Here is a 24,618-nt window from a genome sequence, read left to right as displayed (position 1 = left end):
GGAAGAGCTAATCGCCGCCTTCTCGCGCTGGTTAATGGAATGGAAACGGAATCCCTCTAATTCTACGCTTACCTGTTTGTATTGCGTTTCCTGGGGTTATTTTCATGTTCAAGCCATCAGCGGCCGTCGCCGCTTGTGTTTTATCGCTTTTTGCCGTCGGTAACGCCCATGCCGATGGCTGGTTTTCCGGCGACTGGTATTTGAAGCTCGGCGGTTCGGGTTTTTCTGCGCCGAAATATCAGGGCGACAACAAGAACGAATTCGGCTTTTCGCCCATCATTTCTCTCGGCCGTCAGGGTCAGGGCGCGCGTTTCACCTCGCGCAACGACAGCGCCTCGATCTCGCTGCTGGACAATGGCCCGATCAGTATGGGTCTTGCGGGAAAGCTGGTGTCTCCGCGTGACCAGAAGGATTCGGCCGATCTGAAAGGCATGACCCGCATCAAGCGCGGCGGCGAGCTTGGCGGTTTCGCCGAGGCTTATCCCACCGACTGGCTGCGTATTCGCGGCGAAGCCCGTCAGGGCATCCGCAGCCATAGCGGCGTGGTCGCCGACCTCTCGGCCGACGTCTTCACCGATATCGCCCCCGGTATCCAGATTTCCGCCGGCCCGCGCGCCACATGGGTCAGCAGCAAATACAATGAACGCTATTACGGCGTAAGCGCCGCGCAGACAGCGGCCGGCGCGCCATCGCCCTACAGCCCCGGCGGCGGCCTGCATTCCGCCGGCGTCGGCGCCGCCATTACGTGGAAGGTCACGGAAGCCGCTGAAGTTGGTTCCTTCGCCGAATATCGCCGCCTGACGGGCGATGCCGCCGACAGCTCGCTGGTGCGTGAGCGCGGCTCCAAGAACCAGTTCGTCGTCGGCGTCCAGGCAAGCTACAAATTCGGCTTCACGCTGCCCTGAGGCGAGACGAATATGCCCACCACAAGCCCCGCCGCGAAAGCGTTGCGGGGCTTTTTTGTGTCTACGGCCAAGTGCTGAAATCGATTCCGATTCGCCTGCCGATGCTGTAGAACCATCCCCATGGTTCACCACAGCGATTTGTCAGACCGCGTCTCCGACGCACCATCCAACAACTGGGTCTATCGGATTTTGCCGAGACCCCTCTGGCCCTATGCGCAGCTGGCAAGATGGGACCGCCCCATCGGCTGGCAATTGCTGATGTGGCCGTGTTTCTGGTCCGCAGCACTCGCGGCCAATGCCGCGGTAGCAAGCGGCGGTTTTTCCTGGGGCACGCTGATCTGGCATCTGGCGCTGTTTTTCATCGGATCGGTGGCGATGCGCGGCGCGGGCTGCACGTATAACGATCTTGCGGACCACAAGATCGACATGGCCGTGGCGCGCACGCGCTCGCGGCCGCTGCCATCTGGTCGCGTGAGCAGGGCGCAGGCGAAGGTCTTTATCGTGTTGCAGGCGCTCGCCGGACTCGTGGTGCTGTTGCAGTTCAACGGATTTGCGATTGCCACCGGCATATTCTCGCTGGTCTTCGTGGCAATCTATCCCTTCGCCAAGCGCTTCACCAACTGGCCGCAATTTTTTCTCGGCCTTGCCTTTTCCTGGGGTGCGCTGATGGGCTGGGCCGGGCAGTTCGGGTCCATCGCCTGGCCAGCTGTCCTGCTTTATGTCGGCTCCATCGCCTGGACGATCGGTTATGATACAATCTACGCCCATCAGGACAAGGAAGACGACACGGCTGTGGGCATCGGTTCAACTGCCCTGCTGTTTGGAGACAACACACATCGCTGGCTGGTTTTTCTTTATGGCACAGCCCTTGTCATGATCGCCCTGTCCTTCTGGGGAGCGGGCGTTAACCTGATCGCCTATAGCGGCCTTGCCGCCGCCGCCATCATGCTTTTCCGGCAGGTCTGGGTGCTCGATATCGACGACGTGGCGCAATGCCTTGTGCTGTTTAAATCCAACAACCGCGTCGGCGTGCTGATTTTCGCCGGCCTCATTGTGCCGCTTCTGTTGGCGTGAGGTTGTTGAAAGGCAAGATGCAAAAAAGCCCGGCCGCGATATCCGCGCCGGGCTTTTTATTGTTTTGTCTGAAGATTATCAGCTGCGAGCGATGATTTCCTTGCCCTCGATCTTCATGCTCATGCCGAGAGAACCGGTGGAGCGGCGCACGAGGAAGCGCGGGCGACGATCCGCGAAATAGGAGTGCCGGCGACGGGGGCGGCTGTTCTTGGTGCGCACCTTGCCGAGATGTTCTTCCAGCGGACGGGCGACGCCATCGGCCTCCACCATCAGCATCGGAATACGATAGGCCTCGGACCAGCTGCGCCAGTCGGCGGCGATGTCGCAAAGATCATGGGCGACGAGAAGCGGAACGCAAAGTTCCGGATCGTCGTGGTGAAGCTCCAGCGTCACCGTCACCTGTCCATCACCATGGTCGATGGCGCGGGCGGCAACGCCCTTGAAAGCGCGGGCTGGCAGGGCGAAGGACAAAGGCAGGCCGGAAGAGGACAGGACCTTTCGCAGAACGGCGCCCCGTTCATCGAGCGTGACGGCAACATGGGTTGCGCCATTGCCCCTGCCATAGGTGACCTGTTGCGGAAAACGTGCCGGGTCGAGTCTGAGTGTGGCGACGGCCCAGTCGGGCTTCAGAACGGTCTTGGTCATGTTTATTCTACCCTTGTTTTACCTGAGAGCCGGTTTCCGGTCTTCTCATCGGGACTTTTCGTCCTCTGATGTCAGGAGAATATCCGCCGCATGTTCGAGACTGCTTAAAAATCGCGGTTAAGAAAACTTTGCATTCCCAAATGGTTAGCAAAACCCACCGTGGCATGGTTTCGCTGAGGTAAAGCCGATTGAGACAATGCGATTTTTCTCAGTCCCGAAACTGTGCTCTTTCAAGCTCCGGGCAAGGCGCGTCATGCACAGTCGCGCCAAGGCCTGCCGTGCGTCCGGATAGAGGTGTGGTGGGCGAATTAAAAACCGGAGCCGGCCGTATCCAGCGTGATGCGCGGTGCTCCAGGGGGCATTCGCATGGTATCGACTTTTCTGAGCTACGACCTCATCAACCGCGATATGAAGGCAAGCATTTCACGCGTGTCGCAGCAGGGGATCGTCGAGCGGCAGACGAAATATTACAAGGAAAACATCGGCAATGTAAAAAGCGTCGACGAGTTCCTCAATAACTACCAGCTCTATTCCTATGCCATGGATGCCTTCGGTCTCGGCGAGATGACCTACGCCAAGGCCTTCATGAAGAAGGTGCTGGAAAGCGACCTGAACGACCAGAACAGCTTTGCCAACAAGCTGACCGATGAACGTTATCGCGAATTTGCCGCATCCTTCAACTTCACGCAGTCCACCACCACGGTGCAGACGGAGGCGCAGCTCGACAAGATGATCGGGCTTTACGACACCTCGATCACCAATCTCGATGACAGCCTGTCCGAAGAAACCCGTTATTATAAGGCGATCATCGGAACGGTCACGAACGTGGACCAGCTGCTTCAGAACGATAGAACCCGCGCCTACATCTTCGAGGTCTTCAGCATTGATGAGAAGACCTACAGCTATTCTCACATCAAGGGATTGATGACGAGCGATATCGATGACCCGAACAGCTATCTGAACCAGAAGTTCGGCGCGGCCTATTCCGCTGCCGTGGAAAAGCTTACGACCAAGGGCAATATCGAGTTGCATGGGGATGTGACGGATCGGATAACGGCCATCGATACCGCGCTGGCTGATACCACGCTGACCGCCGAACAGCGAACCGCCCTTGAAACAGAGAAAACCACCCGGCAGGATCAGCTCACCCAGCTTGAAGCCGTGCTGCCGCCGAAGGACCAGTGGGCGGCGACCCTTGCCTCCATCACGGCGGAGCAGACCCAGCTCTCCAATACCGTCTCGCAATATAATACGATGGCGCAGATGGCCCAGGCTTTCGAATTTGCCAATGACGGTACCGTTGCGGCCGGCCAGGCGCAGACGGCCGACAACGTCAAGATCCTGACCCAGGCCTATGTCGGCAGTGCCCCGCGTGTGACCCCGACCGTTGCCACCTTGAACAGGGATTATTTCGAATCGAAGATCGGTTCGATCAAGACCGTCGATGAGTTGATGGCAGACCCGCGTCTGGTGAATTACATCAAGGTCGCATTCGATCTGAATGACTTGACCATAGTCAATGCGACGATCGAGAACATTTTGACCAGCGATCTCAGCGATCCCAACAACTATATCGCCAAGTTTGGCAATGGCGACAAACGTTACATCGCATTGCGTGAAGCGTTCAATTTCAAGGCGGATGGAACGCTGCCGGACGGTACGGCACCACAGACGACGACCCAGACCGTTACCACGACCAACGGGTACATGAACCATTATAACGACAAGGACGAAGCCGCTGACGAAAACGCTTTGAAGCTGTTCAAGAGCGATATTGCCAACGTCAAATCCGTTGCGGACTTCCTGGAAAGCAGCGCGGTTTACACCTATGCGCTCAAGGCGGTCGGCCTCGATCCGACGAAGGTGAATATTGCGGACGTTCGTAGAGCCTTGACCAGCGACCTGCTGGACAAGAAGAGCTACGTTTATGCGCTGAAAGACGACCGTTACGTCAAACTCGCGGAACTCTTCAACTTCAAGTCTGACGGATCGCCAGGCTCTCCGGTTCTTGCGCAGTCCGAACTTGAAATTCAGAGCATGTCGGTCGACTACATCAAGAAGAAATCAGCCTTCGGAACAGACCAGGAAAAGGAAGCCGCCAAGAAGGAGGCGGAATTTTTCCGTTCGGAGCTACAGAAGGTCAAGACGCTCAGCGATTTTCTGGGGAATGATCGCCTGACGAAATTCGCGATGGAATCGCTTGGCATCGACCCGACGAAGGTCACCAAGGACCAGCTGCAAAAAATGTTCACGTCCAATCTGGATGACAAGGACAGCTATCTCAACAAGGAGATGGACCCGGCTTTTCGCCGTCTCGTCACCGCGTTCAATTTCGATACGGATGGTAATATCCTGCGCGAGGATCGAAGCTCCATCCAGACTCGTCGCGGCCTCTACGAGACGCTGGACAATTATCTGACGCAGACGCTGGAGACGCAGGCAGGTGAAGAAAATGCGGGCGTGCGTCTGGCGCTCTATTTCAAGCGAATGGCGGCGGGAACAACATCCTATTACTCCATTCTTGCCGACACCGCGATCCAGAACTTCATCACGACCACCTTTGGCATTCCCGATGAACTCGGCAATGCCGGGGTCGATACGCAGGTGGCGATGATGAAGAAATATTTCGACATCGAGGACTTTCAGGACCCCGATAAGGTCAAGAAGCTGATCGCCCGTTTTACCATCATGTACGACGACAAGCAGAACACCACCAACCCGATCATGATGCTGTTCAACGGCAGCGGCTCGGTGGGCATCAGCGGCGACACGCTGCTGGCTGTCGCATCGCTGCGTGCGCGGTAGGCTGGAAAGCGAAGACGGACGATGGAAAGGCCGAGCTTACCCGGTTAAGGCGTCTCACACGACCGCATTTGCGGACCCATTCACCAGCCCGGCAGCATGTGCCCGGCGCGCAGGCGCGGCATCTTCGGGTAGGTCTTCACATCGTTATCCAGCTCATCGGCGACGTTCATCGGAGAGATGTTGTCGAGGCAGGCGGTGATGTGGTCTGTAATGGCGTTCACCAGCGAGGGCGACAGGCCGGGCCGTTTCATCAGGCCGATCTGGACCGGCGGCAGCGGCGGGAAACCGTCCGAGGCGGTCAAAACCTTCATGCCGGTACGCAGCGCCGATTCCGGCAGCACGGAAACCGCCATGCCTGCCAGCACGGCGGCGGCAACCACGGTGGAAGACCAGCTGGTGAACAGCACCTGATAATCCCGCCCGTCGGCATCGAGCGCCGAGCAGGCAAGTTGGCGCCAGTGACAGTCCCGCCGGCCGACAGCCAGCGGCACTGGCGCATCATCCTTCAGCGGATGGTTCGCGGAGGTGACCCAGCAGAGCGGCTCGGTGCGCACGACATCGGAGGAGCGGGCGCGGGGATTGTGGGTGACGAGTGCTATATCCAGCTCGCCGCGCGCCATTTTTTCGGCAAGGCTCACCGAAGGTTCGCAGACGATGTAAAGCTCGACATTCGGATGCGTCTTGGCGAAACGCCCGATGATCTCTGGCATGTAGCGGTCGGCATAGTCGTCCGGGGTGCCGATGCGCAACGTGCCCTCTAGCCTGTTGTCATCGAAGGCCGCAATCGCCTCGTTGTTAAGGCGAATGATGCGGCGGGCATAATTCATCAGTTTCTCGCCCTCGGCCGTCAGGCGGTTGCCGCGCCCGTCCTTTGCAAAGAGCTGTTTGCCGATCCGCTCCTCAAGTCGCCGCATCTGCATGGATACGGCGGATTGCGTCTTGAAAACGCGCTCAGCGGCCTTGGTAAAGCTGCCGGTATCGACAATGGCGATGAAGGTGTGCAGCTGGTCTATGTCGAGAGGTGCGGACATTGATACTCATCCATCAGAATGATTGATGTCTCACATTAGAAACATTCGTTGGACTGATCAATAGTCTTGCGACATTTTGACACCCAGCAAATCAATCTCAACCCCGGGGCGGGCACATCGTCAGGCCCCCAACCCAAGGCAGCTTCCCGCGCACGGTGCGTCGGGAGCGGTGCCGCATCGTGCCGTTACGGAAGGATCATTGTTATGCGCACGGCAGAACGGAAAATGGAACTGGAATTCGCAACCGGCCAGCAGAGCGACACCCTGCGTCGCATCGCTTTCGGTGTTGCTTCCACCGTGAAAACGTTTGTGCAGCGCATCTACAATCGTATCGTCGCAAATGGTCTCACGGAGCTTGACGATCGCCTGCTCGCCGATATCGGGCTGGCGCGCTCGGATGTGACCAACGCGCTCAATACCGGCTTGCTCGAAGATCCGACCGCCCATCTGACCCGCGCCGCACGCACGCGCTCAGTCACGCGGTTCAAGACGCTCTAGGCTTGTGTTCGTGCAATTCCGGCGTACCTCCAGACGCCGGGATTGCTTGCGAACCGATAAGGTTTTCCCCGCAGGGTGATTTGCCAATAACCCTGCCTTTGCCCGGTGTCAGGCCCCTCGGCCGCACCGGGTTTTTTTATGGCAACGCCTTGCCTGTCTTGCGCACTGTCCGGACGTAAAGCCGCTGCGCAGTTTCAGCGAAATGCTTTAATACTGATATTCATCGAATACTGGCAGCACCGTTCCACCCCAGCGGCCGTTATAGAGCGCAAGCAGGTCTTCGGCGAGCGTGGTCTTCTTGGCAAGAACCTCGTCCAGCGAGGACAGGAACACGGTTTCGTCCTGGCCTTCGCCGTTCAGCCGGTTGCGGTTCTTGAGGCCGGTGCGGGAAATGTCGAGCACCTCGCGGGCGAAACCGAGAAGCGGTTTGCCGGCGATCTCCGCCGCCAGCCCCTTGGCCGGCACGGTATTGCGAAGGGCGATGACCTCATCGAAACTCCAGCCGGCTGTCAGCGCATCGGCTGCGTCAAGCGCTTCCTGATTATAGAGAAGGCCGACCCAGAAAGCGGGCAGGGCACAGATGCGTCTCCATGGGCCGCCATCGGCACCGCGCATTTCCAGAAAGCGCTTCAGGCGCACATCGGGGAACAGCGTGGAGAGATGGTTCGTCCAGTCACCCATGGTCGGTTCCCATTCGGCGATTTCACCCTTTAACGCCCCGTTCATGAACTGGCGGAAGGTGACATGGGTGCAATCGTGATACTTGCCGTCGCGCACGATGAAATACATCGGCACATCCAGCGCCCATTCGACATAATCCTTGAAGCCGAAATCGTCATTGAAGGTGAAGGGCAGCACGCCGGAGCGGCGATTGTCGGTATCGCGCCAGATATCGCCGCGCCAGGAAAGCAGGCCGTTCGGCTTGCCTTCGGTAAAGGGCGAGGATGCAAACAGTGCGGTTGCCAGCGACTGGAGCTTCATGGAAACGCGCATCTTCTGGCGCATATCCGCTTCGGAAGAGAAGTCGAGGTTAACCTGAATGGTGCAGGTACGGTACATCATGTCGAGACCCTTGGTCCCGACCTTCGGCATGTAGCGCGTCATGATCGCGTAGCGCGATTTCGGCATGCGCGGTGTTTCGTCATAGCTCCACAGCGGGCTGCCGCCAATGCCGAGAAAACGGATGCCCATCGGCTCCGCCACTTCGCGCAGGGTCGCCAGATGCTGGTTGGATTCCTTGCAGGTCTGATGCAGGTTCTCGAGCGGGGCACCTGACAGTTCGAACTGGCCGCCCGGCTCGATCGATATGGCGCCCATGCCGTGCTGTTCGCCAAGTCCGATGATGTTTTCACCATCCATGATCGGCTCCCAGCCGAGCTTTTCCTGCATGCCCTTCAGCAGAGCGGAAATGCTGGCCTCGCCGAAATAGGGAACCGGCCGGTTGCCCTCGCGGAAAAAGGCGAATTTCTCGTGCTCGGTGCCAATGCGGAAGTCGGCTTCAGCTCTGCAACCGCCGGCCAGATAATCTGTAAGCTCCGTGACGGAGGAGAGGGGTGTCTGGTCGGTCGTATCGCGTGCCATGGCTTACCTTGTTATGACGTCTCTGTTGCGGCGAGGCATATGTGTGGCAGATAGAGCCGGATCGTATCCGGAGGCAAATGAATTTCTTTTAAAGATGCATGAAGCGCAATGGTTCAGCGCATGTCGCGTAAAACTGTGCAGCGGTTTTGCGATAAAGACATGTGCCAGATAGGTCAATTCCAGTCGCCGATCGATGCCTGAATGACCGCAAGGGCTGCGACCGCAGCCGTATCGGCCCTGAGGATACGCGGCCCAAGCGGGATGGGGGTGACGAAGGCAAGGCTGCGCAGCAACTCTCTTTCCTCTTCGGAAAACCCGCCTTCCGGGCCGACCAGAAGAGCGATTTTGCGTTCCTTGATGGATTGCAGGACAGGCAGCGGATTTTGCCCCGCGTCGCCCTCGTCGCAATAGATGATCCGTCGATCCTGGGGCCAGGTCTCGAGCATGTCTTTCAGTTTCACCGGCTCGGCCACGCCAGGCAACGACAGGATGCCGCATTGCTCGGCGGCCTCGATGGCATTGGCGCGCAGCTTTTCGGTATTGTGGATCTTGCCCTGCACATGCTGGGTCATCACCGGCTGCAAAAGACCGGCCCCCATCTCGACCGCCTTCTGCACCAGATAATCCATGCGTCCGACTTTCAGCGGCGCAAACAGGTAGTACAGATCCGATGCCTGCGGCTGGGGCCGTGTCTGTTCCAGAGGGACGAGGGTGATCTTCTTGCGGCTCGGAAAGGAGAGCCTCGCCTTCCATTCCCCGTCGCGACCGTTGAACAGCAGGATTTCCGCGCCATCGGTCATGCGCAGCACATTGGCGAGATAATTGAACTGTTCGGTCGTTGCTTCCTGCGCCGCGCCCGCAACAAGCGGGGTTTCGACGAACAGGCGTTGCATCCGGAAATTTGCGCGCATGGGACTTTTCGGTTTCAGCGTCAGAGAAAGAGGAAGGACATAAGCCAATATAACAGTGCTGCAAGCGTAGCACTTGCGGGAACGGTCACCAGCCAGGCGGCGATGATGGTCATGAAGTGGGATCGCCGGACGAGATAACGGCGGCGTATCTCGGAAGGATTGTCCAGATATCGATCGGCCCGGCGGATTTGACTGGTGCCGGCCTGGACGAGTTCCTGCCGCCGTCGAGACGCCTGCGTGTACCATTCGCGGAAGAAGCCGACGCCGAACACGGCGCCGATCGCCGTATGGGTGGTGCTGACCGGCAGGCCGAAGCGTGAGGCGACGAGAACCGTCAGCGCCGTAGCCACGGAAACGCAGAAAGCGCGCATCGGGTTGAGCTTGGTGATCTGTTCACCGACAAGGCGGATGAGGCGCGGGCCATAGAGAAGAATACCGCAGGAAAGCCCGAATGCGCCGACCAGCATCACCCAGAGCGGCGCGCGGGCGGACGTCTCCACTGCCTCGTCGTGCAGTGCCCGCACGATTGCCACCACCGGGCCGATGGCGTTCGAAACGTCATTTGCCCCATGCGCGAAGGACATGAGGCCAGCCGCAAGAACGAGCGGCCACTGGAACAGGGTTCGAAGCGACTGGTTGCGGTTTTCCAATCCCACCGATTGTTTGCGGATGATCGGCACGCACAGCCGCCAGGCGACGAGGCCGGTCAAAAGCCCGATGCCGCTTGCATGGCCAAGCGAGACATGCACGATCTGCCTCAGCCCCACCCAGATGAGATAAGCGGTGAAGACCCCGGTCATGATGCCGATCAGAACAGGAACCCAACGCTTCGCGGCGTCGATCTTGTCCTCCCGGTAGATGATGAATTCCTTGATGAAGGCAAGGAGGGCGATGGCGATGGCCGCACTTATAAAGGGCGCTAGAACCCAGGCAAAGGCGATGCTGCCAAGCGACAGCCAGTCGACTGCCCGGATGCCATAGGCCGCCATTCCAGCCCCCGCAACGCCACCAACCACCGTATGGGTGGTGGAAATCGGCGCTTTCGTCCAGGTCGAGATATTGACGAGAAGACCGGCGGCGAGAAGGGCCGACAACATAGCCCAGGAAAACACGGTGCGGTCGGGAATGGTCTGGATGTTGATGATGCCGCTGGAAATGGTCTCGACGACGTTGCCGCCGGTGATCAAGGCACCCGCGATTTCGCAGATGGCGGCGATGATGAGTGCCGCTGCAAGCGGCATCGCCTTGGCGCCGACCGCCGGGCCGACATTGTTCGTCACATCGTTCGCGCCGATGTTGATTGCCATATAGGCGCCGATGGCGACGGCTGCGATGATGATGACGGCGCCCGCCGTGCCCGTGACGAAGGCGCCGGCAAATATCGCCGCCAGAACAACGAACATCACCCCCGCACCAAGGCCGGCAAGCTGCTGCGTGACGTGCAGCGTCGCCTCTTCGACACGGGTGATCTTCTCGAGATCCTTGTCGAGCGTCGGCTTCATGTTCGGTGGCGGCTTCATTGCCATTCAGACCTCGTTCGCCAGCATTCCCATTCGTCCGGCAATGTCGCGGGCTGAAGGCAATTTACAGAAAGACTGTTACATCTCGCACATCTTTCCAAAATGAAAGACAGTAAAAGCCATGTTGGAAAAACAAACTGCAGATTGCCACTATTCGGGCGTGGACGCTATTTCGAAAGCGCCATCCGCTTGTCGAAAGTGAGCATGAGCGCTTTCAGTTCCGGCTCGTTGACCCGTTTGGCGGCCTCTTCGGGAGTGACCCATTCAAGCCGTCTGGAATCCTTCTCGGGAAAGCTGTCCTGCAGCTCCGCCACTTCGAGCAGATGTACCTGAACCTTGCACAGCACATTGATGCCGCTGTTCAGCTTTTTCTCATACTCATAAAAGCCGAAGGGGGCCTTATCCACCCTGCCTTTGACACCGGCTTCCTCGTAGGCTTCCTGTTCGGCAACTGCATGCGCCTTCTTGTTGGCCATGGGCCAGCCTTTGGGAATGACCCAGCGCCCCGTATCCCTGCTTGTCAGCAAAAGGACTTCCGGCTCATGATGTTTTTTGGACGATCGATAGCACAGCGCTGCGTATTGCTGTCGCGGCGGTCTGCGCAACATCAAGCCTACATCTGTCGCCAATCGATTCAAAATCTTCAATCCGTGTGGATCCTTCTTCGCCTGTTAGTCGTAACTGCTAATATAGATATCCTTTATGTCCCGCCAATCCCCTCTCACGCATAACCCACGATTGTCTTCATGCCGTTGAAGATCCTAGGCAGCAGGGGATCTGGCAGGGGTGCGAACGAAGGCTTTGCCCGGTACGTAACTGTCAGCGACCGATCGCGGAAATACTGCATTTTTTCTGTTTTACGCTATTCAGAACGCAAAACCGCTATGAATTATTGCCGGAACTGCGTTGGCCAGCGTGCAATCCCCAATTCTGGAGACCTTCGATCACACCGTCAGCTTCGGTCGCGCGCGAGAGGAAAAAACGGCTGTCATTGTTCGCCAGCGAAAGAAGCTCCGGCAAGGCATTGCCAACGATCACACCGCGAATACCATTCAACTCGAACATCGCCCGATCATTGCCAGTATCGCCCGCAACCACTGATTCGTCGAGACCAATGTGCAGTTGTCCACATAACCACGCCAATGCCGCACCTTTGTCTGCGGCCTTGGGTAATATGTCGAGGTCGCGGTTGCTGGAATAGACGATCCGGGCATCGATATCCGCCGCAACGAGCGTGTTTTCGATATCACTGAGCGTCTTCTCATCCGCACCATGCAGGAACCAGCTGGATTTGAGGCCATGCTGATACCGTTCCGCCTGCATGGTCACACCCGGCAGGCCGGCCATAACATCGGCGATCTTTTGCCGGTCGAAACCCGTACCGAGCGAATGCGTATAGGCGCTTTCAAGCTCGCCCCGCTCTCTTGCGTGCAGCATGGTGCCGACCCCGCCGATAATGTAGTCGGGCCTCGGCAAAGGGACGTCTTCCAAAAGGGCGAGCTGGTCATCGACCAGCCTGCCGCTGTTGAAGACCAGAACCGGGCGAAGATCGTCCGGCAGCGAGTGCCAGAAATCGCGGAACCGGCGCGTAGCGGCGTTATCGCCGACGACGGTTCCGTCGAGATCGGTGGAAAACAGGCGAAGCGGTTTCAATCGCCGTCGTTCCATGGCTCTGCCCAATCGGATTCCTCCAGAACCGGCATCAGCGGCCTGCCTTCCACCAGCGCCAGCAATTGCTGCGCGATTCCCGTCCAGGTGAAAAGGCTGCGCGCCTTGTGGGCCCCCATGCGGGAAAGCCGCCCATACAGCCGCTCGTGCTTGAACGGCTTCATCATGGTGATGCCAAGGTCTTCCTTATCGAAAGGATCGGCAAACAGCGCGTGGCGGCCGTAGCTGACGGCGCGGAACAGCCCGCCGTGGATGGTTACCACGGTCGGAGTTCCGCTCGCCATCGCCTCGATTGCGGTCATGCCGAATGGCTCGTAACGGCTCGACAGAACGAAAAGATCGGCTGCCCGGTAGATATCAGGCAAATCCTCGTCCTCGACATAGCCGGAAAACGCCACCTTGTCCTCCAGCCCGAGCGATTTGACCCGCTCTTTCAGCTGATTGAGAATGGTGGTTTCCTGCTCGTCCATATTCTCGCCGCCGACGGCCAGATGAAGGCGGGCTTCCGGTTCGCGCGCCGCAAGAACCGAGAAGCCGTCGATCAAAAGGTCGTAACCCTTGTTGGTGGCAAGGCGTCCAAGCGCCAGCACCACCTTGCCCTCGAAACCGAAACGCTGCCGGATCATTTGCCGCGTCGCATCCGAGACGGGGAAGAATCGGTTGTCGTCATAACCCGGCGGGATCATGTGGATGTGCTTGCGCTTCAGGCCGTAATCTTCGATCAGGACGTCGAGTTGCACCGGCGTCGTCGCAATCACCATGTCGCAACTGCGATAGATGATGAGTTCGTGCTGGATACGTTCCTTGAAATTGAACTCAAGTTCGAAGGTATCGGCCTTTTCCGGGTAATCGGTTTCCATCTGGCGTTTTTTCCAGAGGCCGAGCGAATGCGGCGTGTGCAGATGCGGGACTTTCAGCGCCTCGGAAAGCCGCTGCCCGGCAACGCCCGCATCCCAGTAGTGGCTGTTGATGAAAGAGTAGTTGAGGTTGTTTTTCTTGATGAAGCGCAACGCGTTTTCGCACCATTCCATCAGGTGGCGGTGCAGATATTCCTTGGGAATGAAATCGCGCCCGCCGCAGGGAATGCGCACCACACGGACGCGCTCGTCAACCTCGTCGAATTCCGGCTGGTCTTCGAAGCGGCGGGTATAGAGATCAACGGTGTAACCGAGCTGGCCGAGTTTGCGTGCAAGCTCAAGCACATAAACCACTTGTCCCCCGGTGTCCGCTGCGCCGAGTGGCGGGTGCGCGGCGACATAGCCATGCGTCGATATGAGAGCTATCCTTGGATAGCGTTCAGTTTCGCTCGTGGTCGTCATGGGTCCCATCTTGGTAAATTTTTCCAATTAACCCCAGAAAAAGACCAAAGAGGACAAAAGGTTCCATAAAATCTGAAGAAAAGCGATGCCGCATTTCGTCTGAAGCTGTTTTCAGGCGTTGCGCTGCTGTTGTCGCAGGCGTGAAATCCGGTCCCATTCCCTTGCCTGATGCGCCTTTGATGTGGTGTCCACGATGAAATCGATATGGGTTTCCGCCGCAGCCCTTGCCCCTGCCGCATTACCGCCCGCAATGGCCTCGTGGATGGCGATATGCTGTCTCAGCACCTCGTCATGCGCACCTGCGACACTGAATATGAGATGGCGGTTATAGAAGATGTCGTCGCTCAGGAGCCGGTAGCAGGACCGCAATGTGTGCATCAGCACGATATTATGTGCCGCCTCGCCGATGGCGTTGTGAAATTCCACATCGCTTGCAAGTTCTTCTTCGAAGCGGCCAGCCTCATGCGCCTCCCGCATTTTTTCGACGATAGCCGCAAGGTTGCGCCTGTCCGGTTCAGTCGCCCGCTGTGCCGCAAGTTCGGCAGTCATACCTTCGATATATCGGCGATACTCCAGAAAATCCCGCGTTGCGCGGCTGTGGCGTGTGATCAGCGCGCTCAAGGGATCGGAAAAGACCGGACCGACAATATCCGCCACGTAAGTCCCACCGCCGTGCCGGCTGGTGAGAAGGCCGCGCGTTTCGAGTTCCTTCAGCGCTTCCCGCAGGATTGGCCGCGAGACATCGAGCTTCTGCGCCAGTTCACGCTCGCCGGGCAGCCGGTCGCCATCCCGCAATATGCCGTCGAGGATGAGCTCCTCGAAACGTAAGATCACCTCCTGCGATGTGCGGCTGTGCTCTATTCGGGCGAACAGTGTTTCGTCCATCGCAACATTCTCCGGCGAAGTCCCGCCCCGTATTCGATGAGGCAAATTATCAGCGAAGCATCGCACTGGTCAAATATTCTGTCCAGTTCTGCCGTAAGCTCCGCGCCATGCCTGCGGCAACACGGCACCTGCCTTTTTAAACTGGCTTTTGTTAAAGCACCCGCACAGGGTGGTGATGGCGGTTTTCTCCGTCAGGTGCATCAAAACAATTACATCTGCTTCGATTGCGGTGTCGTCATCGCGATGGATGTTCTAGAAAACCGGCGAAAACAGGCGGGGACGATATCGCAATGGCCAAGGGTAGATTTGCTTTCGCAAGCGCGCCGGAAAGATCGCTGGCTCTCGGCGAGGTTCATGCGCGGCCGACCGTGCTTCTTGCGCCGTCGCGCATCATCGTCCAGCTTGCCTTCATGATGGATGGCGGTTCTGCCGTGCATCACTCGGTCATTGCGGAGATGTCGCGCAGCCGGGGTGTCGCGCCGCCGGAACGCGATGCCCGCCACCATGCCATGCCCTGGGGGCAGGGCACGCTGCGCTGGGAGCGGCATACCGAATTCTCGACATGGTTCTGGGATGGCCCCGCGCCGGAAAAATTCGGCGGCGATATTGTCGGCGACCCGTTCGGCGACGGTTTTTCACCACCCGGCTCCCTGATATCAGGCATACGGCTGGAAATCCGTCCAGAAGGCGCAACGGCCCCCAACGCGGAGACCATGTTCGAGCCGACGAGCCTCTGTTACAGCGACGTGCGCGACGGGCAGGCGGCGATCCTCACCGATTTCCGTCAGGATCGCGACGGGTTGACGCAGATATTGGTGATCGACCGTGGCTTGAGCGATTACAGCCGCGGTGCGCTGGTGCAGCGGCTGCTGGATATCGAGACCTATCGCACGCTCGCCATGCTCGGACTGCCGATGGCGCAGACGCTGTCGCCGGAAATCCGTCGCATCGAAGATGGCCTGACGGGAATCACCCAGCGCATGAAAAACGGCGCGCGCGACGAGGCCGATGCGCTGCTGGCGGAGATGACCCGGCTTGCGGCGGAACTGGAAGCCAATGCCGCGCTCAGCCTCTATCGTTTTGGCGCCAGCCGCGCCTATGACGGCATCGTGCATGAACGTATTCGCGCGCTTGCCGAAACGCCGGTTCAGGGGCACGAGACCATGGGCAGCTTTCTGGAAAGGCGTCTGGCGCCCGCCATGCGCACCTGCCAGTCGGTCGAGGAGCGGCAGGCCAACCTGTCGCGCAAGCTCTATCGCGCCACGGCACTCGTCAGAAGCTGGATCGACGTGGAACTGGAACGGCAGAACACGGTGCTCCTGAACACTATGAACAAGCGCGCCGCCATGCAGCTTCGCCTGCAGCAGACGGTGGAAGGCCTGTCCGTCGCCGCCATCTCCTATTACGTCGTCGGATTGATCGGTTATCTCACCAAGGCGATCAGCCACGACATGCTGCCGGTTGATCCAGCCGTGGTCACCGGTCTTTCCGTTCCCTTCGCCGTCCTTGGCGTCTGGTGGGTGGTGCGCCGCATTCGCCGCTCCCATGTCGAGGGCGGGCACTGAATACCGGCGTCAATCATGCTCCCAATAGGGTGAGGGGCCGTAAAGTGCGGCGAGATAGTCGATGAACAGCCGCACCTTCGCGGGCAGGAACTGGCGGCTTGGATAGACCGCCGACAGCGTAACGTTTCGCGATCCCTCATAGCTGGGTAGAACCTGCACCAGCCGGCCGGCGCGCAATTCGTGGCCGATATCCCAGGTGGAGCGCAACGCAATTCCAAGCCCCGATATCACCGCCTCGCGGATCACTTCGCTGGAATTGGTGACCAGCATGCCTTCCGGGCGGATGCTGAGCGCCCCGCCCGGCCCTTCCAGTCGCCAGATATCGTTGTTGTGGGCCGGCAGGCAGCGGTGCTTCTTAAGGTCCTCGATCGTCGCCGGCATGCCGTGGGCAGTGACATATTCCGCCGAGGCGCACAGCACGCGGCGCACCGGCGCCAGCCGGCGGGCGACGAGGCTGGAGGAATTGAGATCGGCGATGCGGATCGCCAGATCGTAACCGCCTTCGATGATATCGATGAATTCGTCGCTGAGCACCAGATTGACGGACAGGTCCGGGTGGCGCTCCATGAACGTCTTCAGATGCGGCGCAATATGCATGCGACCAAAGGAGGTGGGAGCTGAGATTTTCAGCGTGCCGTTGACGGTGTTGGCGCGCCCAGACACGAAATCCTCGGCATCCTCCAGCCCTTCCAGCACGGCAAGTACCCGTTCGTAAAAGCCCTGGCCCGCTTCGGTCAGTGAGATCTGCCTTGTCGTGCGCTGGAACAGCCGTGCGCCGAGCTTTTCTTCCAGCCGCTTGATGCGCTTGGAAATAACAGCGGGCGAATAACCAAGCTCCTTGGCGGCAAGCGACATGCTGCCGGAGGCGGCAACGGTTGCGAAGACCTCCAGATCGCCCAGATTTGTCACAGTTGACTCCCGATTATTTCCAGAACGGAAAAAATCCTTAGCATTTGATTGCGCTCCTTCAAAGTGGTAAAGAAACAATACCACTTGGCAAGACGTGCATGGAGGAGGGGGCGGTGACGCAGCCGATTAAGTTTCTGGAGCCGCGTGCGGCGGTTTTATCGAGCCGTGACCGCATCATATCCGATCTGAAGGATATCCTGGCCGAGGACTGTCTCGTGCACGAGCCGCGTGAGCTCGTGCCTTTCGAGACCGACGCTTTCGTCTCCTACCGCCGCCTGCCGCTGGCCGTCGCCTTGCCGAAGACCACCGAAGAGGTCGCAGCGGTACTGAAATATTGTCACCGTTACGGCATTCCTGTCGTGCCGCGCGGCGCGGGCACCTCGCTTTCCGGCGGCGCCATTCCGCAGGAAGATGCGGTGGTGATCGGCCTTTCGAAGATGTCCGCGATCCTCGAACTCGATTTTTACAATCGCACGGCAAGGGTACAGGCGGGCGTCACCAATCTCTCCATTTCCGATGCGGCCGGTGCGGAAGGCTTCTTTTATGCGCCGGACCCAAGTTCGCAGCTTGCCTGCACCATCGGCGGCAATGTCGGCATGAATTCCGGCGGTGCGCACTGCCTGAAATACGGTGTCACCACCAATAATCTGCTCGGCGTAAAAATGGTGCTTGTCGATGGCACGGTGCTGGAGCTGGGCGGCAAGCATCTTGACGCCGCCGGTTACGATCTTCTCGCCCTCGTTTGCGGTTCGGAAGGCCAGCTCGGCATCGTCACCGAGGCGACGGTGCGGCTGATTGCCAAGCCGGAGGGCGCGCGCCCGGTGCTGTTTGGTTTCGAAACTTCCGAAGAAGCTGGCTCCTGCGTGGCCGATATCATCGGCGCGGGCATCATTCCTGTCGCCATCGAATTCATGGACAAGCCGGCAATCGAGATTTGCGAGGCCTTCGCCAAGGCCGGATATCCGCTGGATGTCGGCGCGCTGCTGATCGTCGAGGTCGAAGGCTCGGAGGCGGAAATGGACGCCATGCTGGCCGATATTGTCGCCATTGCGAAAAAACACGGCGTGAAGACGGTCAGGGAATGCCAGTCGGCCATGGAGGCCGCGGCGATCTGGAAGGGCCGGAAATCCGCTTTCGGCGCAACGGGCCGCATCGCGGACTATATCTGCATGGATGGCACGGTACCGCTTTCCCAGCTTTCCTATGTGCTGAAAAAAACAAGCGAAATCACCGACCGCCTCGGCCTTCGCGTCGCCAATGTCTTTCATGCGGGCGATGGCAACATGCATCCGCTGATCCTGTTCAACGCCAACGATCCGCAAGACGCCGCCCGGGCCGAAGAGGCGGGCAATGAAATCCTGAAGCTCTGCGTCGATGCGGGCGGTTGCCTAACCGGCGAACATGGTGTCGGCATCGAAAAACGCGACCTGATGCGGCACCAATATGCCGAGGCTGATCTTGCCCAGCAGATGGCGGTTCGCGCTGCTTTTGACGAGGGTTGGTTGATGAACCCTTCCAAGGTGTTTCCGCTGGAGGGGAGGGGATGATGTACTTTAGCTTTGTAGCCTTGGTGGGTGCGGCTCACCCCTCCGTGCCCGGCAGGGCAGAGGAGGGTATCTCTTGCTCGGAGCGCACCCCATGCTGACCCCCTATGCAGAAACCCAGGTCGCCGACATCATCCGCGACCACACAACCCGAAAAACCCCGCTGAAAATCATCGGCGGCAACACCCGCTCCGGTTTCGGCAATGCGGTCGAGGCAGATGAAACGCTTTCCTCCCGCGCAATGTCTGGCATCATCGCCTACAACCCCGCAGAAATGGTAATGACGGTCAAAGCAGGCACACCGCTCGCCACCGTCGAGGCCGCCCTTGCGGAAAACCGGCAGATGATGGCCTTCGAGCCGATGGACCACCGCCCGATCATGGGAACCACAGGCGAGCCGACCATCGGCGGCGTCTTTGCTGCTAATGTTTCCGGCCCGCGCCGTTATGTGGCTGGTGCGGCGCGTGACAGCCTGCTCGGCATCCGTTTCGTCAATGGAAAGGCGGAAGTCATCAAGGCTGGTGGCCGGGTAATGAAGAATGTCACCGGGCTAGATCTCTCGAAGCTTCTGGCGGGTTCACACGGCACGCTCGGTTTTCTCACGGAAGTAACCTTCCGCGTTTTGCCGAAACCGCCAGCGGAAAAAACCGTGGTTGTCTCCGGTCTGGACGACGAGGCCGCGACGCGGATCATGGCGGCGGCGATGGCGATGAGCGTCGAGGTTTCCGGTGCGGCCCATCTGCCGGAAAGCGTTCGCTCCCATTTCATTGCAGGCGCGCTGCCGGAAGGCCCTGCGACAATCCTGCGGCTGGAAGGTCTCGGGGCTTCCGTCGAGGCGCGCGCGGCGAAACTCCTTTCCGTCATGGATCGGGTTGGCCCATGGGCGCTGCTGGAAGGCGAGGAGAGTGCTGTTTTATGGCGGCAGGTGCGGAATGTCGCGCCCTATGCCGGGCAAGATGCCAAACCGCTCTGGAAAGTCTCGGTCGCGCCGAGCGAAGGCCACAGGCTGGTTGCTGCCTTGCGCATGGAAGCGGGCATCGATGCCTTTTATGACTGGCAGGGTGGTCTCATCTGGATGCAGATGGAGGCGGACCCGGAAGCGGAATTGGTGCGCGGCGCCATCCGCGCGCTCGGCGGCGGGCACGCCACCTTGATGCGGGCGAGCGACGCGGTGCGCGCCACTGTGCCGGCATTCGAACCGCGCCCGGCGGCGGAGGCCATATTGTCTGCGCGCATCAGGGAAAAGCTCGATCCGGCGGGCATCTTCAATCCTGGCAAGATGGGAAGGGCCGTCTGAACCATGCAAACATCCTTCACGCCCGAGCAACTGGCTGATCCGCATGTGGCGGAATCGGAAAAAATCCTGCGCAAATGTGTGCATTGCGGCTTCTGCACCGCCACCTGTCCCACCTATGTCACGCTTGGCAATGAGCTGGACAGTCCGCGCGGCCGCATCTACCTCATCAAGGACATGCTGGAAAATTGCCGCCCGGCGGACCGCGAAGTCGTCACCCATATCGACCGCTGCCTGTCCTGCCTTGCCTGCACCACCACCTGTCCGTCCGGCGTGGATTACATGCATCTGGTCGATCACGCCCGCGCCCATATCGAACAAACCTATAAACGTCCCTTCATGGACCGCCTGACCCGCAATCTTCTGGCTGCGGTTCTGCCTTATCCCGGTCGCTTCCGGCTGGCCTTGCATCTGGCACGGATCACGCGACCCTTCGCCGGTGTGCTCGCGAAGTTTCCCGCGCTGAAACCGCTGCAATCCATGCTCGCTCTCGCCCCGGCTTCCGTGCCCGCCGTTTCAGCTTCTGCCCGTCCGGGTGAACGGTCAGCCGAAGGTGAAAAGCGTGGACGTGTCGCCATTCTTACCGGCTGCGCCCAGCCGGTGCTTGACCCTGGTATCAACGAGGCGACGCTGCGTCTTCTGGCGCGGCTTGGCGTGGAGGTTGTCGTGCCGAAGGGGGAAGGCTGCTGCGGATCGTTGGTGCATCATATGGGGCGCGAGGCTGAGGCGCTCGCCGCCGCCCGCCGCAATGTCGATGTATGGATGCGTGAAATGGAAAATGGCGGCCTCGATGCCGTCATCATCACCGCATCCGGCTGCGGCACGACCATCAAGGACTACGGCCATATGCTGCGGCTTGATCCGGCCTATGCGGACAAAGCCGCACGGGTATCGGCACTCGCGAAGGACATCACCGAATATCTTGCCACGCTCGACCTGCCACAAAAGGAAAGCCAGGGCCTGACGGTTGCCTATCATTCGGCCTGCTCCATGCAGCATGGCCAGAAGATCACCATGGCGCCGAAGCAATTGCTGAAAGCGGCTGGTTTTACCGTCCGCGATCCGGCGGAAGGGCACCTCTGCTGCGGGTCGGCCGGAACCTATAACATCATGCAGCCGGAGATCTCAGGAAAGCTGAAGGCGCGCAAGGTGAGGAACATCGAGGCCACGCGCGCGGATGTCATTGCCACCGGCAATATCGGCTGCATCACGCAGATCGCGACTGGCACGGAAATGCCGATCCTGCACACGGTCGAGCTGCTGGACTGGGCTTATGGCGGACCGAAACCCGCGAGGCTTTTGGCTTAGAGCGCCGTTCGCTTGTAAGGGCCATGGGACCCGACACAAGGTTCGGGCCGGTGCGTCGTTCGCTCTGCTCATCCTGTGACAAGCACAGGAGTGGGGTTTGAGGGTAGCTTGGCACCTGTCGGAAAGCGCCCTCTATTGCCATCCCAGCTTTAGAACTTGTAGGCCACGCCGAAGTTCACCGCATTGGTCATGATATCGGTTTTCAGCTTGCCGCCATTGTCGATATCCACGTCGATAAAGGAGTAGGTGCCTTTATATTCCACGAAGGTCGACCAGTTGTCGGTTATGCGGTAGCTAAGGCCGGCCTGCGCCTGCAGGGTTGCGCCACCGAACTGGTATTCGAAGGTTTTGCCGGAAGCCCGGGTAACCTCCACATGCGGCACGTTGATGCCAACGCCCGCGCCCACGTAAGGCGTCAGGCGCCAGGTCTCCAGCGGGAAACGATAGAGCGCGTTCAGCGTCAAAAGGTTCAGGCCGTCGGTGAACTCGAAATGCGACCAGCCGGAACGCGCCAGCGTCTGGTCGTCGGCATAGACCTTGTCGTGGGTGTAATCGAGCGAGATGCCGAGATTGTTGAGCTGGCCTTCCTCGAACCAGTAGGTGCCGCGCACCCCCCAATAGGCCGGGCTCGAAAATGACTTGCCTTCCCACCCCGCCCGGAAGTCCGTTCCGTCCGAAACCGTGACATCGCTGTGCGGGGCGCTTTGCCAGCCGCCGTAACCGGAAAATTCAAATTCCCCCGCGATTGCGGAAGAGAAGGAAACGCCGCTGAGCAGCAGGGCGCAAAGAATGGAAACGTGGCGCAGCATGGGGAGAATCCAGTTTGGTGTTGAGGACACACCAAACCGCTTTTTAGTAACATTTAAATGACAGAAACGAAAAACGGGCGGTCAGTTGACCACCCGTTTCAAGGCCGTTCCATCATCCCCCTGAGAGAGGTCCGGCGCCTGGCGTCCCCCGCCAAGTCTCCTTCAATCAATCTAGTAGCGATTGTACCGCTGCGGGACATCAATTCAAGCGCGATCTGCCGCGGTGTGGGCTGCAAGTCCGCGTATTAGCGGCACCGTTGCCGTCATATCACAATGACTGTTGTTCCGACGTTCACACGCTCGTAAAGATCGGTGACATCCTCGTTGCGCATGCGGATGCAGCCTGAGGAATTGTTGCTGCCGATCGTCCAGGGCTGGTTGGTACCGTGGATGCGGTAAAGCGTGGAGCCGAGATACATGGCGCGCGCGCCCATCGGATTGGCAGGGCCGCCTTCCATGAAGGCCGGAAGGTAGTGTCCCTTGGTCGCTTCGCGGCTGATCATTTCTTTCGGGGGCGTCCAGCTCGGCCATTCCGCCTTGCGGGTCACCTTGTGCGTTCCGGCCCATTCGAAACCGGGCTTGCCGACACCGACCCCGTAACGACGGGCCTTGCCATCCGCCATGATGAGATAGAGGAAGCGGTTCGGCGTATCGATGACGATGGTGCCGGGCTTCTGGGTGGTCTGGTAGCTCACGATCTGGGGCAGGAATTGCGGGGCGATCTGCGTGCGCACCGGCGCATTCGGGCGAACGGCGGCGTTCTGTACCCGGGCCGGGCGCTGCGAGGTGACGCCGGAGCTTGGGCGCTGCGGCATGGCGGCCTGGCGCTGCTGGAAGAAAGGCTGGCGGGCTGCTGGCGCGCGCGGGTAAACGACGGGCCGCACATTGCCGCCACCAAGCTGCGTTACCCAGGGGGCGGAAAGGTCTGGACTGACGACGACAGGCGGGCGCTCCCGGTAACGCTCACCAGCTGCGGCGGCCGGGGCGGCGAAGGTGGAAACGAGGCTCAGCGCCAGAAAAACGGACTTCATCGTCATCGGGTGGACTCTCTCTGCGGTATGTCGCAACAATAGCAATTGCGGGATCATTCGCCCGCCTTGCCGGCTACGTTCGCACCTTGACGCCAGCGAATCGTAAATGGCTGTTCATTAAAAAGCGCTTGATTAGAAAAAGCTGGATTTAAGGTTAGCGACCCGTTTTGAAACGTGGTGAATGAGTGGTAAGTGCGCGCATCACGCCGGTCACGGGCGGGAGCGAAAAAGGGTGGTTGCGGTATGAACGAGGCGGGACTTGAAACGGGCGCGGATGGCCGCGTGCGGTGTTTCTGGCAGCAGGGACTTGAGGATTACAGCCGCTACCATGACAGAGAATGGGGTTATCCCGTCACCGACGATCGCCGCCTGTTCGAGAAGATATGTCTCGAGGGCTTCCAGTCCGGCCTCTCTTGGCTGACGGTGTTGCGCAAGCGCGAGGCTTTCCGTCTTGCCTTTGCCAATTTCGAATTCGAAAAAGTGGCGCAGTTCGGTGAAGCCGACATTGAGCGCTGTGTTGCGGACAAGGGCATCATCCGTCATCGCGGCAAGATCGTGTCGACCATCAACAATGCCCGTCGCGCCATAGCGCTCCGGGACGAATTCGGTTCGCTTGCCCATTATTTCTGGGGGTTCGAGCCTTCCGCCGCAGAAAGGCCGCAAAGGCTGGACTATGCGACGTTAAGGGCCAACCCCACCAGCGACGCGTCCATTCGTCTTTCCAGGGATTTGAAAAAGCGCGGCTGGACCTTCGTCGGCCCGACGACCGTCTATGCATTCATGCAGGCCATGGGTATGGTCAACGATCATATCGAAGGCTGTCATTGCCGTGAGCCGATCGAGGCCATGCGGCGGGAGTTTGTACGTCCATGAAAGCAAAGTCCCTTTTTCTGGCTTTTGCCATGGCCGTGGCGGCCGTGCCGCATCCATCCTCTGCGGAAAGCCGCAACGTCGACGGCATCTGGCTGGACGATGGCGAAAGGCTCAAGGAGGTTGCCCTGCCGCCCACCGGGCCGTTGAAACTAGATGGCTGGACACGGCGCGGCCGTGGCGATGTCTACCGCCTGAAGGTCAAGGCCGGGCAGACGATGAAGGTCGAGCTTACCTCTTCCAGCGAATTCGTCCTGATGGCGATCTTTGATTTTTCGACGCCGGATCAGGACGCGATCTTTTTCAGCGACTCCGAAGGTAAAATCGCCACGTTGACGCCGAAGGCGGATACCGAATGGCTGATCCGCCCGACGCTTATCCTGGGATCGCCGCGTCGCGGGCTCGGCGCGCATTATATCCTGACGGTCAGCACTCAGAAATAACGG

General features: G+C 59.3%; 22 protein-coding genes. 10 read left to right on the top strand and 12 right to left on the bottom strand.

From position 1 onward, the window contains the following. The first annotated feature begins 104 nt into the window (after positions 1-104). A complete protein-coding gene (locus ACQZ5Y_RS02905; RefSeq protein WP_003515199.1) occupies positions 105-905 on the top strand; it encodes a MipA/OmpV family protein in 801 nt (266 codons plus the stop codon). Between the two features lie 120 nt (positions 906-1,025). After that, positions 1,026-1,979, top strand: a complete 954-nt coding sequence (gene ubiA, locus ACQZ5Y_RS02900) for a 4-hydroxybenzoate octaprenyltransferase (protein ID WP_174049195.1) — start codon at positions 1,026-1,028, stop codon at positions 1,977-1,979. Positions 1,980-2,057: 78 nt separating this feature from the next. Here the strand turns inward: ubiA and ACQZ5Y_RS02895 are convergent, their stop codons facing one another. After that, positions 2,058-2,624 carry a DUF6101 family protein gene (locus ACQZ5Y_RS02895; protein ID WP_174049196.1) on the bottom strand — a complete coding sequence of 189 codons (567 nt, stop codon included), beginning with the start codon at positions 2,622-2,624 and terminating at the stop codon, positions 2,058-2,060. A gap of 366 nt (positions 2,625-2,990) precedes the next feature. Between ACQZ5Y_RS02895 and ACQZ5Y_RS02890 the strand changes: the two genes are divergently transcribed. Further along, complete coding sequence (locus ACQZ5Y_RS02890) at positions 2,991-5,429, top strand: DUF1217 domain-containing protein (RefSeq protein ID WP_013635531.1); 2,439 nt, start codon at positions 2,991-2,993, stop codon at positions 5,427-5,429. An 80-nt stretch (positions 5,430-5,509) separates the two neighbouring features. Here the strand turns inward: ACQZ5Y_RS02890 and ACQZ5Y_RS02885 are convergent, their stop codons facing one another. Next, positions 5,510-6,460, bottom strand: coding sequence for a LysR substrate-binding domain-containing protein (locus ACQZ5Y_RS02885; RefSeq protein ID WP_003515204.1), 951 nt, complete (start codon positions 6,458-6,460; stop codon positions 5,510-5,512). Positions 6,461-6,664: 204 nt separating this feature from the next. Between ACQZ5Y_RS02885 and ACQZ5Y_RS02880 the strand changes: the two genes are divergently transcribed. Continuing rightward, positions 6,665-6,958, top strand: coding sequence for a DUF1127 domain-containing protein (locus tag ACQZ5Y_RS02880; protein WP_003515205.1), 294 nt, complete (start codon positions 6,665-6,667; stop codon positions 6,956-6,958). Positions 6,959-7,165: 207 nt separating this feature from the next. On the opposite strand, the gene ACQZ5Y_RS02875 is transcribed toward ACQZ5Y_RS02880, so the two are convergent. From ACQZ5Y_RS02875 to ACQZ5Y_RS02845, 7 genes are all read right to left on the bottom strand, one after another. Then, positions 7,166-8,539 carry a glutamate--cysteine ligase gene (locus ACQZ5Y_RS02875; RefSeq protein ID WP_003515206.1) on the bottom strand — a complete coding sequence of 458 codons (1,374 nt, stop codon included), beginning with the start codon at positions 8,537-8,539 and terminating at the stop codon, positions 7,166-7,168. A gap of 173 nt (positions 8,540-8,712) precedes the next feature. Then, complete coding sequence (locus ACQZ5Y_RS02870; RefSeq protein WP_174049197.1) at positions 8,713-9,450, bottom strand: 16S rRNA (uracil(1498)-N(3))-methyltransferase; 738 nt, start codon at positions 9,448-9,450, stop codon at positions 8,713-8,715. Between the two features lie 20 nt (positions 9,451-9,470). Next, positions 9,471-10,976, bottom strand: coding sequence for an inorganic phosphate transporter (locus ACQZ5Y_RS02865; protein ID WP_035252035.1), 1,506 nt, complete (start codon positions 10,974-10,976; stop codon positions 9,471-9,473). A gap of 161 nt (positions 10,977-11,137) precedes the next feature. Then, on the bottom strand, positions 11,138-11,578 hold the full coding sequence (locus tag ACQZ5Y_RS02860) for an NUDIX hydrolase (protein ID WP_013635535.1): 441 nt from the start codon (positions 11,576-11,578) through the stop codon (positions 11,138-11,140). 274 nt (positions 11,579-11,852) lie between these two features. After that, a complete protein-coding gene (locus tag ACQZ5Y_RS02855) occupies positions 11,853-12,623 on the bottom strand; it encodes an HAD-IIB family hydrolase (RefSeq protein WP_174049198.1) in 771 nt (256 codons plus the stop codon). Then, a complete protein-coding gene (locus ACQZ5Y_RS02850) occupies positions 12,620-13,966 on the bottom strand; it encodes a glycosyltransferase family 4 protein (RefSeq protein WP_004432251.1) in 1,347 nt (448 codons plus the stop codon). Before ACQZ5Y_RS02850 ends, ACQZ5Y_RS02855 begins: the two co-directional genes overlap by 4 nt. Before the next feature lie 102 nt (positions 13,967-14,068). Continuing rightward, on the bottom strand, positions 14,069-14,842 hold the full coding sequence (locus ACQZ5Y_RS02845) for a FadR/GntR family transcriptional regulator (protein WP_004432249.1): 774 nt from the start codon (positions 14,840-14,842) through the stop codon (positions 14,069-14,071). Between the two features lie 290 nt (positions 14,843-15,132). Here ACQZ5Y_RS02845 and ACQZ5Y_RS02840 point away from each other — a divergent pair, with 290 nt between their 5' ends. After that, a complete protein-coding gene (locus ACQZ5Y_RS02840) occupies positions 15,133-16,407 on the top strand; it encodes a DUF3422 family protein (RefSeq protein ID WP_174049199.1) in 1,275 nt (424 codons plus the stop codon). Between the two features lie 9 nt (positions 16,408-16,416). On the opposite strand, the gene ACQZ5Y_RS02835 is transcribed toward ACQZ5Y_RS02840, so the two are convergent. After that, on the bottom strand, positions 16,417-17,316 hold the full coding sequence (locus ACQZ5Y_RS02835; protein WP_174049200.1) for a LysR substrate-binding domain-containing protein: 900 nt from the start codon (positions 17,314-17,316) through the stop codon (positions 16,417-16,419). 98 nt (positions 17,317-17,414) lie between these two features. Here ACQZ5Y_RS02835 and ACQZ5Y_RS02830 point away from each other — a divergent pair, with 98 nt between their 5' ends. The 3 genes from ACQZ5Y_RS02830 to glcF all read left to right on the top strand — a co-directional run bounded on the left by ACQZ5Y_RS02830 (position 17,415) and on the right by glcF (position 21,462). After that, complete coding sequence (locus ACQZ5Y_RS02830; protein WP_236762820.1) at positions 17,415-18,863, top strand: FAD-linked oxidase C-terminal domain-containing protein; 1,449 nt, start codon at positions 17,415-17,417, stop codon at positions 18,861-18,863. 91 nt (positions 18,864-18,954) lie between these two features. Further along, positions 18,955-20,157, top strand: coding sequence for a glycolate oxidase subunit GlcE (glcE, locus tag ACQZ5Y_RS02825; RefSeq protein WP_111790200.1), 1,203 nt, complete (start codon positions 18,955-18,957; stop codon positions 20,155-20,157). A gap of 3 nt (positions 20,158-20,160) precedes the next feature. Then, positions 20,161-21,462 (top strand): glycolate oxidase subunit GlcF, encoded by a 1,302-nt coding sequence (gene glcF, locus ACQZ5Y_RS02820; protein WP_174049201.1) that lies wholly within the window; start codon positions 20,161-20,163, stop codon positions 21,460-21,462. Positions 21,463-21,611: 149 nt separating this feature from the next. Here the strand turns inward: glcF and ACQZ5Y_RS02815 are convergent, their stop codons facing one another. Together ACQZ5Y_RS02815 and ACQZ5Y_RS02810 are read right to left on the bottom strand one after the other, a co-directional pair. Continuing rightward, positions 21,612-22,271, bottom strand: coding sequence for an outer membrane beta-barrel protein (locus tag ACQZ5Y_RS02815; protein WP_013635541.1), 660 nt, complete (start codon positions 22,269-22,271; stop codon positions 21,612-21,614). A 263-nt stretch (positions 22,272-22,534) separates the two neighbouring features. Continuing rightward, positions 22,535-23,308: a L,D-transpeptidase gene (locus ACQZ5Y_RS02810; RefSeq protein WP_174049202.1), complete on the bottom strand. Its 774-nt coding sequence runs from the start codon at positions 23,306-23,308 to the stop codon at positions 22,535-22,537. Positions 23,309-23,545: 237 nt separating this feature from the next. Here ACQZ5Y_RS02810 and ACQZ5Y_RS02805 point away from each other — a divergent pair, with 237 nt between their 5' ends. Both ACQZ5Y_RS02805 and ACQZ5Y_RS02800 read left to right on the top strand, forming a co-directional pair. Then, positions 23,546-24,175, top strand: a complete 630-nt coding sequence (locus ACQZ5Y_RS02805; protein WP_013635543.1) for a DNA-3-methyladenine glycosylase I — start codon at positions 23,546-23,548, stop codon at positions 24,173-24,175. After that, entirely contained in the window at positions 24,172-24,615 is a 444-nt protein-coding gene (locus ACQZ5Y_RS02800; RefSeq protein WP_038489949.1) for a hypothetical protein, read from the top strand. Before ACQZ5Y_RS02805 ends, ACQZ5Y_RS02800 begins: the two co-directional genes overlap by 4 nt. The last annotated feature ends 3 nt before the right edge of the window (positions 24,616-24,618 follow it).

This window comes from Agrobacterium sp. A3-95 (genome assembly GCF_053521785.1).
Note: the sequence above shows the minus strand (reverse complement) of the source record. Positions and strands in the feature narration are given on the sequence as shown.